We start from the raw sequence: 13,785 nt of genomic DNA, 5'->3' as shown, positions 1-13,785 counted from the left end.
CTCCTTACTTACGCTTCCCCGGAGCCGTCTTCCTCTTCCACTACGGTAAAGCCGAGATCTTCTTCCCCGTCCTGCGCGAAAGCGTTCTCCTCCGTCTCTGTGTCAGCGAAAGTATCCGCCGGGCTTTCATGATCTGCGACAGCTTCTTCCTCGAAAACGTCCCCGGTAAGTCCGGCATCGTCCTCCGCCGTGGGGACATACTGAGTATGGCTCTTGATATCGATCTTCCAACCGCAGAGCTTAGCCGCAAGACGGACATTCTGCCCTTCTTTTCCGATGGCCAGCGACAGCTGGTAGTCAGGCACCACTACCGTAGCGGATTTTTCCTCTCCTCCGATGATGACCTGCTCCACCTTGGCCGGGGACAGCGCGCTGTTGATCAGCTTGGCGGGGTCCTCGCTCCAATTGATGATGTCGATCTTCTCTCCGAACAGTTCATCCACCACCGCCTGGACCCGGGATCCCCGGTTGCCCACGCAGGCGCCTACGGGATCCACATTTTCGTCAGCTGTGTAGACCGCCATCTTCGTCCTTGAGCCCGCTTCTCTGGAAATGCTCTTGATCTCTACCACGCCTTCCTGGATCTCCGGGACCTCCAGTTCAAACAGGCGTTTTACCAGCCCGGGATGAGATCTTGAGAGATATACCTGAGGACCCTTTGTGGTCTTTTTTACATCCATGATGTAGACTTTCAGCCGCTCGTTCATCTCGTACACTTCGCCCCTCACCTGTTCCGTGGCGGCCAGAATTCCCTCCGCCCGGCCCATATTGATGAAGATCGTGTCGTTGCTGATCCTGGAGATCACACCTGTAATGATCTCTCCCTGGCGGTTGATGTAATCATCGTAGATCATGCCCCGTTCCGCTTCGCGGATCCGCTGTACGACTACCTGCTTGGCAGTCTGCGCCGCGATCCGCCCGAAATCCCGGGGAGTCACCTGATACTCAAGAATATCCCCCACCTCGTAGGCCGGGTCGATCTCTTTGGCTTCTTCTATATCCACTTCCACAAAGGGATCGTAGACCTCATCCACCACATCCTTGCGCATAAACACGTCGATATCGCCTGTATCTCTGTCGATATTGACGCGAACATTCTGCGACGTTCCGTAATTCTTCTTATATGCGGACACCAGCGCAGATTCAATGGCGTCGATCAGAAGATCTTTGGAAATGGATTTTTCCTTTTCCAGATCTTCTACCGCCTTGATAAATTCCCTGTTCATCTTTGATTCTCTCCTCCTTCGAATATCGCTTAGAAAACCACCGCAAGTCTCGTCTTGGAAACCTGCTCTTCGGGTATTTTTACTTCGTTTCCTTTTTCATCTTTTATGATAATGCACCCGCCGGCGCGGCCGACCAGGGTCCCGGAAAGCGTTTTTCTGCCGTCGAGCGCCTTGTAAAGGCTGACATCCACGATCTCGCCGCCAAAGCGGATAAAATCCTTTTCTCTGAGCAGCGGCCGGTCCATTCCCGGCGAAGATACTTCGAGATAGTAGTTCTGTTCGATCGGGTCCAACCGATCCAGCTCAGCGCTGAGAAATCGACTCACGGCCTCGCAGTCGTCCGTGCCCACAGAGACGTATTCACCATTCTCCGTCTTTTCGATGTACACTCTCAGAAACCAGTCTCTGCCTTCCTTGAGAAACTCCACATTGAAAAGCTCGTAACCGTTCTCATTAAGAAACGGCGACAGCACCTCCGAAACGATTTCCGCGATCTTTTTCTTTGCCATTCACGTATCCACTCCCTGCAAATCCATACAAAACGAAAGAGTGGGATTGCCCACTCTTTTACTAAGAAATATCTACTGCGTTACGTACGCGTATAGTATACCACAGATTTCCTTCTGATAGCAAGAAATTTTAAAAATAAATTGGCTGAAACCTCTGTTTTTTGCCATTTCCGCTCTTTTTCTCATCATGCGGCAGGGATGACGGGGCTCCGAAACAACTCATCGGTAAAATACTGAGGATAAATGGAGACAGGATGAGGAAGTCCGGCTTTTAGAAGAAGCTCAGCTGATCCGATTCCGGCAGTCCCTGGAATACACCGTGATTCCTCAGGGCTTCCACCGCGGTCTTGTTCAGCTTTGCCCGGTTTTTCGCGTCGTCGATGGAGAAAAATTCTCCCTTCCGTTCTTCCTCCGCAAGCTTTCTGGCCGCGCTTTCTCCCACGCCCTCCAGCGCCAGATAAGGAAGCAGCACCTTGCCGTCCTTCACGTCGAACTTAACGGCGTCGGATATGCCAAGACGAGCCGGCAAAAACTCGTAGCCTCTGGCGTACATCTCGTAGGCCACTTCCAGGACCACCACTTCGTCTTCTTCCTTTTTGGTAGCTTCTCGTCCCTTATCTTCGATCTCCTGCATGCGGGCCAGGATGGCCGGTATGCCGGCCAGGATCACGTCGGCGTTGAAATCGGCGATCTTGGTCGTAAAGAACACCGCGTAAAATGCCGTGGGATAATACACTTTGTAATATGCGATACGGAAGGACATCATGACGTAGGCCACCGCATGGGCCCGGGGGAACATGTACTTGATCCGCTTACAGGATTCGATATACCATTCCGGCACGTCGTTTTCCTTCATTACCTGCTCCTGATCTTCCGTCAGTCCCTTTCCCTTACGGACGCACTCCATGATCTTGAACGAGGTCTTCTTGGGAACCCCCTTCTGGATCAGGTAGTTCATGATGTCGTCCCGGGTGGAGATGGCTTCCTTGATCGTGGCCTTTTTCTCACGGATGAACTCCTGGGCGTTATTGATCCACACGTCCGTTCCATGGGAAAAGCCGGAGATGCGAACCAGATCGGCGAAACGCTTCGGCCCGATGTCGTCCAGCATCTGTCTCGTGAATTTCGTTCCAAACTCAGGGATGCCATAAGTGCCGTGCACAAATTTGTAATCAGGTATTTTAATGTCCAGTCCGTCTATCCCGTTGAAGATACCCATGGTCTTCTGGTCATCCAGAGGCACTTCCATGGGGTCTTTTCCCGTAATATCCTGGATCTGACGGATCATGGACGGAACGTCGTGGCCCAGTATGTCCAGTTTCAGCAGGTTCTGGTCGATGCTGTGATAATCGTAATGAGTAGTCACGATATCCGTGGTCATGTCGTTGGCCGGGTGCTGTACCGGACAGAACTCGTAAATGGTGTGGCCTCTGGGCACGATGATGATGCCGCCGGGATGCTGGCCTGTGGTGCGTCGCACCCCGGTGCAGCCCTCCGCCAGCCTCTCCTTTTCCCATTTGTTGACGTTCTGGCCTCTTTCCTCGTAATATTTCAGCACGAATCCATAGGCCGTCTTGGTGGCCACCGTGCCGATGGTCCCTGCCCGGTACACGTTTTCAGCGCCGAATATCTCTTCTACGAACTTGTGCGCTCTCGGCTGGTACTCCCCGGCGAAGTTGAGGTCGATATCAGGCTCTTTGTCGCCCTCAAACCCCAGAAATGTCTCAAAGGGGATCAGATAGCCGTCCTTCTTCAGCGGCTGCCCGCAGTTGGGACAGATCTTATCCGGCATGTCCACGCCGCAGTCGTATCTTCCGTCCCTCTCGTCCATGAACTCATGGTATTTGCAGTCCGGATTCTTACATATATAGTGGGGCGGCAGAGGATTTACCTCCGTTATCCCTCCCATGGTAGCGGCAAAGGAAGATCCTACCGATCCCCGGGAACCTACCAGATAACCGTCGGACAACGATTTTTGCACCAGAAGTTCCGCCGATACGTACATGACCGCGTATCCGTTTCCGATGATGGAATTCAGTTCCTTTTCCAGACGTTCAGAGACGATCTCAGGCAGCGGCGTGCCGTAGATGGCGGCGGCGGTCTCCATACAGCGGTTTCTCAGCCGGTCCTCCGCACCGTCGATCTTAGGCGGAAACTTGCCTCCCGGCACGGGGAACACGTCCTCGATACAGTCTGCGATAAAATTCGGAGCCTCGACCACTACTCTCCGCGCCGTCTCTTCACCCAGATAGGCGAATTCGGCCAACATCTCGTCAGTGGTGCGGAAATAAAGCCCGTCTCCGCTGTCCTCGGCGTCCTTGAAGCCCATTCCCGCCATGAGGATCTTCCTGTACAGGGCGTCTTCCTGATCCAGATAGTGAGCGTCGCAGGTGGCCACCACCGGCTTGCCGTATTTTTCTCCCAGCGCGATGATCTCCCGATTCAGCTGCTTCAGTTCTTCCTCGTCGGACACCTTGCCTTTGTCGATGAGAAAGCGGTTATTGCACAGAGGCTGGATCTCCAGATAATCGTACAGCTTCAGGATCTCTTCCAGTTCGCCCGGCGTCTTCTTATCCAGAAGCGCCCGGTATACCTGCCCCGCCTCGCAGGCGGATCCGATGATGATGCCTTCCCTGTATTCCTCCAGAACAGACTTGGGGATCCTCGGCTTTTTATAGAAATAGTCCAGATGCGACATGGTGACCAGCCGGTACAGATTTTTCATGCCCACCTGATTCTGTGCCAGCAGGATAATATGATTTGTTTCCTTGCTTTTATAATCGATGGAACCGGCGTCCTTTCCGTTCACTTTTTCGATTTTGGAAAGTTCCGTGACCCCCGCTTCTTCCATCTTTTCAAAAAGCTTTACCATGATGTCCGCGGCGCATCGGGCGTCGTCCACGGCCCGGTGATGGTTCTCCAGTGAAACGCCCAGAGCGTCCGCCACGATATTCAGCTTGTGGCGCTTCAGTTCCGGCAGCAGCGTTCTCGCCATGTAGAGCGTATCTACCTTGGGATTTTCCAGCTTTCGTCCCCTCTTACCGCAGGCTACCCGGATGAAGCCCGTATCGAAATCCGCGTTGTGGGCTACCAGCGGAAGATCTCCGATAAAGTCCATAAAATCCTCGAAGATGTCGTCCATGGCAGGCGCGCCGGCCACCATGGAATTGTCGATCCCCGTGAGCTCCGTGATCTTTTCAGGGATCGGTCCGTCCAGCGGTCTCACGAAGGTAGCGTACTCATCCACTACCTCTTTGTTTTTCACCTTCACCGCGCCGATCTCGATGATCTCGCATTTGGTCGGAGACAGGCCCGTGGTCTCAAGATCAAAGACCACGTATTCCCCGTCGGTGAAAAGGCCCGCAGGCATATTGGCGTTGGCGTCGCTGTCGTCCATCAGATAACCCTCGACGCCGAAGATAAGTTTCATATCCAGCTTATGCTTCTTCAGAGCTTTTGCCGCCTCGGGGAAGCCCTGGACCACGCCGTGGTCGGTGATCGCCAGCGCCCGGTGCCCCCAGGCCCCCGCCGTCTTCACCACGTCCTCGATCTCCATGAGGCCGTCCATGGCGCTTATCTTTGTATGGCAGTGCAGTTCCACACGCTTTTCTTCCGCCGTATCCTTTTTCGGTTCTCTGTGTATCTTCTCCAGATCGCGTCCCATGAGCACGATCATATTTTCATAGGTATCGTACTCAATATTGCCGCGAACGCGCACATCGGTCCCCGCTTTGATGTGTTCCTTGATATCCGCCGCCTTTTCCGCCACAGCAAAGATCTTGACGCAGATCGAGCTGGTCCTGTCGGTCATGAGAAGACTCACCAGGATCTTGCTGTTGCGCAGTTCCCGTTCCTCCAGCCGGAATACCGTGCCCTCAAGCACCACGGTGCCGCTTTCCCGCTCCAGATCCCTGATCTTTGTCACTTCGCCGCTGATGGGCTTTCCCATAATGCGGTTTCCTGCCACCGGCGTGTACTTGGGCTGACGGCTGCCGCCGTTCTTCCATCCCCCGCCGTTTCCACCGCCCCAGGTACTGCCTCCGCCTTTTGCGCCTGCTCCCCCCTGCTGTGACGCTGCTGCGGGACGGGACGCCGCCTGACTTCCCGCCGATTGGATGGCGTTTTTCACCGCTTCCAGTTCGATAGCGTCCAGCTGCGCCTTTTCTCTGGCTTTTTCCTGATACGTATCCACATTGTTCTCAAATACCACCTGAGCGTGAATGCCAAAATCCCGTTCCAGCAGCCTGGAAAACAGCCGCGCCGTTTTCTCGTTGAGCTGCCGGACCGCCGCCGCTCCCAGCGCTTTTATGGTCAGCACGCCCTCTTTAAAGGTAAACTGCTCCGGAAAGATCGTTTTCGTGAGATGGGCGTACTCGCCGTTGATCTCTGCGATCATGTGTTCTATGTAATGGCCGACGATCTCATCCTCGCTGAGGATCACATCTTCGTAGAGAAAGCGAAAGGCGATCCCTGCGATCTCCGGGAATTCTTTTCGCATAACCTGTTCCATTTTTATGACATCGGAGTAAGGAACGACAAAGTTCACCCGTATTTCCACCTCGAAGGTCATAGTCTCCTTCTTCAGTACAGCGCCGCAGATCTCACAGCGATAGCTTTCCTTTGAGTGTTTGCCGATCCTGCTCCAGCTGATACAACTCTCCAATAATGTCTTCAATCAAGTCCCTCCCATAACAATACCGTCGGTTGGGGGAGACATACTCCGTAAGTCTCCCCCAACCGACGGTTCTATTATAGCATATGGCAGGACTCAGAGGTACGATTTTTTGGCCGCGTTTTTCCGCGGCTCGGCTTTGGGGCGGTTCTGTCAACGCGGCGCATCCACCCCGCCCGGTAACAGAATGGACCGCCGTTCGGTAACAAAAGTCACAAAATATTATTTTGTTTTCTCTTATCTGTGACCGGTTTCTAACTGACGGATGATAAATTGAATACATAAAGAGCAATTAAATGGTGAGGCAGGTAATGGATATGATGAAGAAAGATACGACAGCTCAATCAGACAATAAAAAAAGAAACAGCATCATCGCGGTGCTGCTGCTCCTCTTGCTTTTCGGCGCTTACTTTGGAATGCGTCCTACCGGGACCCAGACCGTATCCGGACGGGACGGCGCTTCCGTCGGCCAGCGTTCCGAACAGGCGCAAAGCGGAGCAGAATCGAAGACCGCGGACGATCCTCAGCAGGCGGCGGACTACACCTCTGTTCCCACGACAGCGGCAGTGGTCTCCCGCACGGGATATACCGGCGCGCAGCGCACCGCAGAGCCGGTCCTCACCGGCAGCACGGCTCCGGCCGCTACCGATGAGACTGAAGCGGAGGAATTCATTATCGACGACGAGCTTCTGCCCGGAGGCGCCATGCCCGGCGAAGACGGCGAGACTCTCCCTTCTTCCCCTGTGCGGCCCTCCGCTCCCGGAAACGAGAGCAGACCCAGCGGCGGCAACGGCGGCGGTTCCGGCAATGCTCCGGGATCGGGAGACCCCGGACAGCCGGGGGATCCCCAGCCCCCTGCAGATCCGTCCGATCCCGCAGATCCGTCCGATCCGTCTGATCCCTCCGATCCTGAAGTGATCTACAACAACAATACGGAACGGGCCATGGCTGTGGCCACTCTCATCGCCGATCGCTTCAATGAGCTGACCACTCCTGAGGAGCGCAAGGCATTTCTGGGCATTACCAACAATAACATGAGCAACGACAACTTTCTCCATCTGATCCCCGGCGCTGCGTTCGAACTGTTCCCCGACTTCGATCTGAACAACGGACTGTTCACGCTGGAACAGGAGATCGTCGACCAGGGACCGCTGGTAAAAGGCAAAACGCTGTACATCCACCTTTATTTTAAAAATATCAACGATCATGTGACTCCCCTCTTATACGCTACGGATTCGGCCCGCGAAAAAGACTGGGCCTCCCGTCTGCGCTATATCGACGGAGTATGGTACGAATATCAGATCACAAACGCCGGCGGCGTACAGCAGAGCGCTGCACTGGCCGCCCTGTACAATCAGGCAAAAACCGTGGAAGAGATCGCTGCAGCCGTGGCGGATACCGACACATGGTGGCCGCTGGGCGTTCCGAAGCCCCTTTACCCGAAATTCAGCGTGGAATCCGCCATCCGTTTCCTCTACCAGCGGGCGACCGCAGAGGATGATGGCAAAGCCGCCGTTTACTTCTCCACAAGAGACAATGACAGCCTGAACTCCAATGGCAAAAACTTCGGCGAATATGTGACGGAAGAATTGATCGAACATTTTGGTCTGGCAGACGACGAGGAAATGATCTGGCGCATCGACCGCAGCGGAGACAGCTGGACGATCTTCTTCGCGGCGGAGGACCCGAACGAGGGAAGCGCCCTGCAGTCCGTCACCCGCTGGGACAGCGGTTCCGACACGTTTGAGGAAGGACGCGCCTATGCCGTATCCGAGACTAAGGAAGGCAGCAGATATCTGATCATCGACTCCGGCAGCTTCGGCATTCACACTGATTTTAACGCAAAGAACGCGATCCGGTTCCTCTACGAGCGGGCAACCGCAGACAACGGCAAAGCCGCTTCATACTTCTCCAACCGGAAAGTCGCGGCGCTCAACTCCAACGGCAAAAACTTTGGAGTTCCTATCACAAAGGAACTGACGGATTACTTCTGGCTGGACGAGGACACCGAGATGACCTGGTGCATCGACAGAAACAATGACGAATGGACGATCTACTTCTCCACCGAGACCTCTGATCCAGTCCTGAATGTACTGTCTTCCGTGGTTCGCTGGAACAGCGAAAACCCCGTGGCCTTTGAAAGCGGATGGCTCTTTGTAACATCCGAGATCGTAGACGAAAAAGATTACCTGATCATGGACATCGCAAGTTTTGAGACCGGCGCCTTCTCGCCCGAAGAGTTCTTCAACATCAATCTGATGGATCTGATCGAAGAACTTCCTCTGATCAATGAAGAAGCGGCACCTGCGCCGCTGCCCGAGATCACCGAAGAACCGGCTATCAAAGAAGACGACGGAGAGGAAGACCCTGCAGCTGTGGTTCCCGTCCTTCCGGACGGGGACGATGAAGCAGACGACGAAGCAGATGATCAGGCAGACAAAAACACAGATACCGGCATCGGCGATACGGATACGGACCAGGGTCAGCCCGGTTCCGACTCCGCTTCCGACAACAAGGAAAGCGCAGATTCCGACTCCGCTTCCGACAACAAAGAAAGCGCAGATTCCGACTCCGCTTCCGACAACAAGGAAAGCACCGGTTCCGACTCCGCTTCCGACAACAAGGAAAGCGCCGGTTCCGACTCCGCTTCCGACAACAAGGAAAGCACTGGTTCCGACTCCGCTTCCGACAACAAGGAAAGCGCCGGTTCTGACTCCGCTTCCGACAACAAAGAGAGCGCCGGTTCCGACTCCGCTTCCGACAACAAGGAAAGCGCCGGTTCTGACTCCGCTTCCGACAACAAAGAGAGCGCCGGTTCCGACTCCGCTTCCGACAACGGAAGCCAGAACGACCTCTAACAGCGATCGACAAAAGTAAGTCACCATAAAAAAGCCAGCCGTCAAAGTGATATGATACTGGGATATCATACCTCTGACGGCTGGTTTCTTTTATTGCTGTCCCTTTGAACGGACAGGTCCTATTCTTCCAGCAGTGAAAAAGATCTGGGGAAATTCGCTTCCACATCCCCGAATTCGCTGGCCTCCGCCCAGGCGCGCTCCGCGCTCTCCTGCAGTTCCCTGCAGAGCGCCTTCTCGTCGAAGCCTTCTACCTGGCCGCCCTTCACCAGACACCTTCCATCCACATAGACCCGGTCTACGGAATGTCTGGTTGAGCTGTATACGATATTTTTGATCAGATCCCGTATGGGTGTCATCTCAATATTTTCCAGATCAAAGACCACAAAGTCCGCTTTCGCTCCCGGAGCCAGACGCCCTATATCTGTTCTTCCAAAGGCTTTCGCCCCGTTGACCGTCACCGCGTTGAACATATCCTTGGCCGTAGCGGTGAATGTGGTCTGCTCCGCGGTCTTCCCCACAATGGCTGCCAGACGCATCTCCTGAATGATATCCGAGGGGAAGGCGTCGGTACCGATCCCCACATTGACACCGTAGTTTCCATATTTCTCAAAGGACTCAAATACCTCGCCCTTGCGGATAAAAGGAGTGGGGCTGTGAGCCACCGTGACCTTTTTGCCGCCCAGGATCTTAAGGTCGCCGTCCCCGTGCATGTTGATCTTGCTGTGGCCGGTGACGTATACACAGTGAGCGATGATCACATCTTCTCCCAGAAGGCCGGTGTCCGCCACCATCTGAACCGGCGTTTTGCCGTACATGCGCATGCAGCTCTCAAATTCCATGGCCGCTTCCGCGATGTGGATGCTGACGCCCACTCCCAGACGGTCTGCCGTCTCTCTGGTCCGCGTGAGCATGGCCGGCGTACAGGTCATGGACTGCGTAGGGCCAAGCAGCGTGCGGATCCGCCCCTCGTAGGAACCTTCAAAGTCCCGCACAAAATCTTCCGCTTCCCGTATCCTCTCCATGCCTTCCTTTTCATCCAGATCGTAGACCAGAGAATGACCGTCGGGCGAATACCAGATATTTTTTTCCTCCATGGCGTCCCCCGCCCGGATGCCGGCGCCCACATAAGCGCGGATCCCCATATCGCCCGCCGTTTGAGCCTCCAGCCTGGAATAAGGACCGCCGAAGATCGTGATCGTCGTACAGCCGCTTTTCAGCATCTCGGCCAGATTGATCTTTGTCTGGAGATACGGCGCGTTCTCACCCAGTCCCACCGCACCCAGCGTATCGTAAAGCCCGGACTCATAGAAGCACACGTTTCCGGTGTCCTCAAGATAGCTTTTGATGGTGTAAACTTCTGAAGGGTGACTGTGCAGGTTGATGAATCCCGGCGTGATCGCCGCGTTCCCCAGATCCTCGCAGGGCGCGCCCTCCGGGATCGACCGGTGAAATCCTTCAATTTGTGTTCCCTTAACGCCGAGATAGCCGTTTTCAAGGATCCGGTGCTCTCCCTTATCCCACACGACGATCTGCTTCGCCTTGTAATACTTGATTTGTTCCGCCATGAGATATTACCTCCTGTCATCCCTCTGTATGGCTGCCGGACCGCAGCTCTCCGCACTCACAATGTGGTAAAAACAGTCTCCGCCGGGGGCCGCACGGCGCAGGTCTTACCGTCATTATATCAGGTCCCCTTCCCGGGCACAATCCGGATAAGGCCTACAGCTTTCCCTCTCTCATGAAATGAGCGTTGGTCCCGTCGATTGCAAAAAATTCATCCGCGGCGCGCCGTCCCAGTTCCTCCGGGTATTTTGCAGCCGCCTCCAGATAGTCCCGCTCATCGATGGCCAGTATTTTTCCGTCCCGCATGATGATCTTTCCCTCCACCGCGGAGAGGACCACTTCCGGCCCTCTGGCGCTGTAGACCAGATTGGGAACGATATTGCGCATGGGATAAGTGTAAACGGGGAGCATAGAAGGCGCTGAGAGATCCACCGCTATAAAATCTGCGCGCTTTCCCTGCTCCAGGGATCCCACCAGATCCCCCAGTCCCACGGCTCTGGCGCCCTCGATGGTGGCCATGCGCAGCGCCCTCCAGGCAGGCATGATCTCCGGATCTCCAAACTTGATCTTATTGAACAGCGCCACGTTTTTCATCTCGTTGATGATGTTGTGGCAGTTGTTGCCCGGCGCCTGATCGGACCCCAGAGCTACGTTTCCTCCCGCATTCTGAAAAGCCACGCTGGGACACACGATCCCGTCGATGATGGCGATAGAACCCGGATTTACGATCATGGACGCGCCCCGGCGCGCCACCAGAGCCGCTTCCTCGTCGGTGCAGTCCGTCAGGTGAACGGCGATCAGATCCCCGTCCAGAAAATCCAGATCGTCAAGCAGCTCCACTGGCCGCTTGCCGTAACGTTTCACGATCTGGTAGGTCTCCCGATCCCCCTGCTGGACGTGCATATGTATTTTCGTACCGCGTTCTTTTGCGATCTTACGGACCTTCTGCAGCATCTGTATGCTGAGAAAATCCACGCCCTGAGGGCCAAAGAGGATCCTGATCCGCCCGCCTGCCCTGCCGTGCCATCTGTCGTACAGCGCAATATTGCGGGCCAGACTCTCCTCTCCCTGAACGTCGTCGAATTCATACAGTTCTCCGGGATCGTAGACCCTGAATTTGGCCGCCCGCACAGTCTGCGTAATATTCCCTCTGGCTCCCACTTTTTCGATAAACCGGCAAACGTTCTCCATATGAGTATCGAAGTCTCCCAGCGTGGTGGTGCCGGCCCGCAGAGCTTCTATGATCGCCACGCAGCTGCCCGCGTCCCGCGCCTCATCGGTAGCCGCGTTGTCGAAGGGCTGGAGACCATACATCATCCAATTGCCCGTATCCTGAGCCAGCCCCCGCAAAATATTGTAGGATGTATGCATGTGAGCGTCGATGAAGCCCGGGAAGACCGCGTGATGAGAAAGCTCCACCCTCTCCTCAGCCTGATACTTCTCTTCGATCACCGCCGACTCCTGGATCTCCAGGATACCGCCGCCGTCCACCGCCATGGAGACGCCCTGGCGATGGCCTACGCCGTCTCCCTCCATCGTATAAAAGTGCGGCGCCTTTACGATCATATCGATTTTTTTCCTGCTCATCTTCTTTCTCCCTCCATGCTTTGCAGCCGCCTTCCAGGCGGCATTGGACGTCCCGGCTCATGCTTCCTTTGGATTCCGGTTCGGCTCCTGGGCCGGCGCCCTTCTTTCTCCCTCCACGCCTGCTTCTGATCGGACCGCCGGTCTGCGAAGCGGGCCCATGGCTGAAAATTTCCCCCGAGACAAAAAAATCTTTCCCACGATCCATTGATCTCTGACCGTTGGGAAAAATGGAACCGCGCACCGCAATCGTTTATCTGGTCTCCGTATGCCGGAGGACCCGCTCTCTGATATATCCGATCAATTCACTGCAGATCTCTTCTTCGTCTACGGTCTTGATCACCTGGCCCCTGCAGAACAGAGCGCCGCGGCCTTTGCCGCAGGCTACGCCGAAATCAGCCCCTGAGGCCTCTCCGGGTCCGTTTACCTCGCAGCCCATGACGGCCACCGTGATCCCCGGAAGCTCCCGGGCCTCCATCTCCGCTTCCAGAATGGGAAGCGCCTGTTCGATCCGGGCCGCGATGGACGGCAGATCCACTCTGGTCCTCCCGCAGGTGGGACAGGAGATCAGGTTCACCCCCGTCCGCCTCAGCCCCACGGCTTTCAGGATCTGTTTGGCAAAGAGCACCTCCTCCACCGGGTCTCCAGTGAGCGAAACACGCAGCGTATCGCCGATGCCCGACAGCAGAAGGGAACCGATCCCCACGGCCGACTTCACCTTTCCGCTCTCCACGGTGCCGGACTCCGTAATGCCGATATGCAGCGGATGATCCATCCGATCTGCAATGAGCTTGTGGGCCCCGTCGTTCAAAGCCACATCTGAAGCCTTCAGCGATACCACGATGTTGTCAAAGCCCATGTCTTCCACGAAGCGGACCGTGTTCAGGGCGCTCTCGCAAAGAGCCTCCGCCGTGACGCCGCCGTATTTCTCCAGCAGCCCCTTTTCCAGCGATCCGGAATTGACTCCTACGCGAATGGGGATGCCGCGCTCCGCAGCTTTTTTCAGAACTGCCTCCACTCGGTCCCGGGAGCCGATGTTGCCGGGATTGATGCGCACCTTGTCCGCTCCGTTTTCAATAGCGGCTATGGCCAGCCGGTAGTCGAAATGAATATCCGCCACCATGGGCAGCTTCACCTGTTTTTTGATCTGTCCAAAAGCCTCCGCCGCCTCCATATCGGGCACGGCCAGCCGGATGATCTGACAGCCCGCGTCTGCCAGACGGCCGATCTGCGCGACCGTTGCCCTGATATCCCGCGTATCCGTATTTGTCATAGACTGGATGGAGACCGGAGCTCCGCCGCCTACGGCCACTCCTCCCACCATGGTCTGTCTCGATGCTCTGCGCTTTATCATGCTGTTTCCCTCTCTGCCC

The 13,785-nt window shown here is 55.5% G+C and carries 7 protein-coding genes; 1 reads left to right on the top strand and 6 read right to left on the bottom strand.

Features of this window, described 5'->3' with window-relative positions; translation table 11 throughout:
• Nucleotides 1–8 precede the first annotated feature (8 nt).
• The 3 genes from nusA to E0E37_RS13990 all read right to left on the bottom strand — a co-directional run bounded on the left by nusA (nucleotide 9) and on the right by E0E37_RS13990 (nucleotide 6,410).
• On the bottom strand, nucleotides 9–1,226 hold the full coding sequence (nusA, locus tag E0E37_RS14000; RefSeq protein WP_130863621.1) for a transcription termination factor NusA: 1,218 nt from the start codon (nucleotides 1,224–1,226) through the stop codon (nucleotides 9–11).
• Between the two features lie 29 nt (nucleotides 1,227–1,255).
• Complete coding sequence (locus E0E37_RS13995; RefSeq protein WP_130863620.1) at nucleotides 1,256–1,735, bottom strand: ribosome maturation factor RimP; 480 nt, start codon at nucleotides 1,733–1,735, stop codon at nucleotides 1,256–1,258.
• A gap of 271 nt (nucleotides 1,736–2,006) precedes the next feature.
• Nucleotides 2,007–6,410 (bottom strand): PolC-type DNA polymerase III, encoded by a 4,404-nt coding sequence (locus E0E37_RS13990; RefSeq protein ID WP_130863619.1) that lies wholly within the window; start codon nucleotides 6,408–6,410, stop codon nucleotides 2,007–2,009.
• A 308-nt stretch (nucleotides 6,411–6,718) separates the two neighbouring features.
• Here E0E37_RS13990 and E0E37_RS13985 point away from each other — a divergent pair, with 308 nt between their 5' ends.
• Complete coding sequence (locus E0E37_RS13985; RefSeq protein WP_130863618.1) at nucleotides 6,719–9,265, top strand: hypothetical protein; 2,547 nt, start codon at nucleotides 6,719–6,721, stop codon at nucleotides 9,263–9,265.
• Between the two features lie 119 nt (nucleotides 9,266–9,384).
• On the opposite strand, the gene E0E37_RS13980 is transcribed toward E0E37_RS13985, so the two are convergent.
• From E0E37_RS13980 to ispG, 3 genes are all read right to left on the bottom strand, one after another.
• A complete protein-coding gene (locus E0E37_RS13980; protein WP_130863617.1) occupies nucleotides 9,385–10,830 on the bottom strand; it encodes an amidohydrolase family protein in 1,446 nt (481 codons plus the stop codon).
• 154 nt (nucleotides 10,831–10,984) lie between these two features.
• Nucleotides 10,985–12,415: an amidohydrolase family protein gene (locus tag E0E37_RS13975; protein ID WP_130863616.1), complete on the bottom strand. Its 1,431-nt coding sequence runs from the start codon at nucleotides 12,413–12,415 to the stop codon at nucleotides 10,985–10,987.
• A gap of 250 nt (nucleotides 12,416–12,665) precedes the next feature.
• Nucleotides 12,666–13,766 (bottom strand): flavodoxin-dependent (E)-4-hydroxy-3-methylbut-2-enyl-diphosphate synthase, encoded by a 1,101-nt coding sequence (gene ispG / locus E0E37_RS13970; RefSeq protein ID WP_130863615.1) that lies wholly within the window; start codon nucleotides 13,764–13,766, stop codon nucleotides 12,666–12,668.
• Between the last annotated feature and the right edge of the window lie 19 nt (nucleotides 13,767–13,785).

This window comes from Bacilliculturomica massiliensis, from assembly GCF_900605495.1.
In the GTDB taxonomy this organism is placed as follows: domain Bacteria; phylum Bacillota; class Clostridia; order Peptostreptococcales; family Anaerovoracaceae; genus Bacilliculturomica; species Bacilliculturomica massiliensis.
The sequence above is the reverse complement of the archived record's forward strand: the minus strand, read 5'-3'. Positions and strand labels throughout refer to the sequence as shown.

Coding starts and splice junctions, on each gene's coding strand:
- nusA (WP_130863621.1), bottom strand. CDS start 1,226: ATGAACAGGGAATTTATCAAGGCGGTAGAAGATCTGGAAAAGGAAAAA.
- E0E37_RS13995 (WP_130863620.1), bottom strand. CDS start 1,735: ATGGCAAAGAAAAAGATCGCGGAAATCGTTTCGGAGGTGCTGTCGCCG.
- E0E37_RS13985 (WP_130863618.1), top strand. CDS start 6,719: ATGGATATGATGAAGAAAGATACGACAGCTCAATCAGACAATAAAAAA.
- E0E37_RS13980 (WP_130863617.1), bottom strand. CDS start 10,830: ATGGCGGAACAAATCAAGTATTACAAGGCGAAGCAGATCGTCGTGTGG.
- E0E37_RS13975 (WP_130863616.1), bottom strand. CDS start 12,415: ATGAGCAGGAAAAAAATCGATATGATCGTAAAGGCGCCGCACTTTTAT.
- ispG (WP_130863615.1), bottom strand. CDS start 13,766: ATGATAAAGCGCAGAGCATCGAGACAGACCATGGTGGGAGGAGTGGCC.